The following is a 2,198-nucleotide window of genomic DNA, read 5'->3' on the forward strand; positions in this document are numbered from 1 at the left end:
CTCGGCCCGCTGTCCACTGAAGCGGCGCTGCTGCAACTGCTGGCGCAGGTCGATGCCGCCGTCAAGGGCGGTGCCAAGCTGCTGCTGGGCGGCAAACGCATCGACCGCCCCGGCTGGTTCATGCAGCCCACGATCCTCACCGACATCGCCCCCGGCAACCCGGCCTTCCGCGATGAATTCTTCGGCCCCGTGGCGTTGCTATTTACAGTACCCGATTTGGATGCCGCGATCGCGCTAGCGAATGACAGTCCCTTTGGTTTGGGCGCGAGTGTCTGGACGCAGGATGCCACAGAACAAGACCGCCTAATTCGTGAATTAGCAGCGGGTTCGGTGTTTATCAATGGCATGGTCAAATCCGATCCGCGCCTGCCCTTTGGCGGCATTAAGCGATCGGGTTACGGTCGCGAACTCGGACGACCTGGCATTCTAGAATTTGTCAACATCAAAACTATCTGGATTAAGTAAGCCAATTTGACAAACAATAACGATAGATAGAGTTTGTTTGGACTACGACACTTTTGAGAGATTCGATTGCCAAAAATCGAGTACTGAAGGAGTGCCCTGTTTTTTAGCTAGCTGCAAACACTCCAATTTTTAATGACGACGAACGATCTGTCGATCTATATTCTAGTAGACAAGAGGGGTATAGTTAATTATGGCTACAATATGTGGCTCAACATCCTTGCCAAGTACCTGATGAGATTTAGCAAGCCCAACAACCTGCTGTGGCAAATCTCAAAAGCTCGGTTCACAAATCTGAAACCTTCCGATTACCCCGAATCCTCTATTTTAAGGTGAATTACAACATGCTCAAAACATTATCGACTGTTACTACCGCGCTCTCCTTAGTAGTGTTGTCTGCATCGGTCGGGCAAGCTGCTACTTTTAATCTCAACCGTAGCATTGGCAGTGGTAGTGTAACTGGCACTATCGATACCGATGATACGATCGGTACACTTTCACAAAGCAATATTACAAATTGGAACTTGCTTTTAAATGATGGTACTGGCACTTTCAATTTATTAGGTCCATTGAGCGGAGCTAATTCTCAACTGCGTATTGACGGTAACTCTTTTAGTGCAACAGCTACAGACCTACTATTTGATTTTGTTAGTAGCAATAGCGATTTTGTTCTTTTTCAAAATCCTAATATTGGATCTGGCCAAAATTTCTGGTGTATTGAAAATGCTGCATGTAGTGGCGCGGGTACTGGTGAGGCTGTCGGATTGACAATCGCTAACACAGTAGCTTCGTCTCAATCGGGCTTGACCTCGATCGCTACTATTACTGGAGGATCGCAAGCAGTACCCGAACCATTTACAATTATCGGTACGGCCGTCGGCGGTACTGCTGCATTACGAATGAGAAAAAAACTCAAGAATTCCAGCAACTAAACACGAACGATTAATTAGTTTTCTATCTAAATTGTCGATTATTTATCGATCTACAAATATCGATTACGTGAGCAAGATAAATTAATATTCCGCTCGATGTAGTCGATATTTTTTGCGATAACGTCTCCAACCCATCAACAAATTTAGGAGCGAAGCGCATGACGAGCGGCCCGATTTGGAGGGGTGGGTATGCCAGCGAGCCAGAATTATTAGCTAGTTGCTATCGCCAGAGTTTAATCCTCGCCCAGCTGCACCAGATTCAAACCATTAGCGCAATCCTGACAATCCACAATCCACAATCCAAAATGGCTTGAGTTTATGAATACGGCAGAATTATTGGTGCAATGTCTGGAAAACGAAGGCGTGAAGTATATTTTTGGACTCCCAGGGGAAGAAAATCTCCACATCCTCGAAGCACTCAAAGGTTCTACGATTCAATTTGTGACCTGTCGCCACGAACAGGGAGCCGCTTTTATGGCAGACGTATACGGTCGCTTAACCGGACAAGCAGGGGTCTGTCTGTCCACCTTGGGGCCAGGTGCAACCAATCTGATGACGGGGGTCGCCGATGCTAATCTAGATGGGGCACCGCTGATTGCCATTACCGGACAGGTGAGTACCGATCGAATGCACATCTTATCCCATCAATATCTAGACTTGGTAGCGATGTTTGCACCGATTACCAAGTGGAGCAAGCAAATCGTCCAACCCAATAGTACCGCCGAAATTGTCCGCAAAGCCTTCCACATCGCCCAGTCAGAAAAGCCCGGTGCGGTGCATATCGACGTGCCGGAAAATGTCGCG

At 47.6% G+C, this 2,198-nt stretch carries 4 protein-coding genes; all 4 read left to right on the forward strand.

Annotated features, from left to right (window positions below):
* Positions 1–465 (forward strand): aldehyde dehydrogenase family protein (locus RMO27_RS21565; RefSeq protein ID WP_309736458.1); only part of this gene is annotated, 465 nt, incomplete at its 5' end.
* 341 nt (positions 466–806) lie between these two features.
* Positions 807–1,394, forward strand: coding sequence for a PEP-CTERM sorting domain-containing protein (locus RMO27_RS21570; RefSeq protein ID WP_309736460.1), 588 nt, complete (start codon positions 807–809; stop codon positions 1,392–1,394).
* Positions 1,395–1,552: 158 nt separating this feature from the next.
* Entirely contained in the window at positions 1,553–1,708 is a 156-nt protein-coding gene (locus RMO27_RS24025; protein ID WP_396133780.1) for a macro domain-containing protein, read from the forward strand.
* Positions 1,709–1,712: 4 nt separating this feature from the next.
* Positions 1,713–2,198: thiamine pyrophosphate-binding protein (locus RMO27_RS21575; RefSeq protein WP_309736462.1), on the forward strand; the 486-nt coding region annotated here is incomplete at its 3' end.

Origin of the sequence: Chamaesiphon sp. OTE_75_metabat_556 (genome assembly GCF_031378165.1) — a bacterium.
Lineage (GTDB): Bacteria > Cyanobacteriota > Cyanobacteriia > Cyanobacteriales > Chamaesiphonaceae > Chamaesiphon.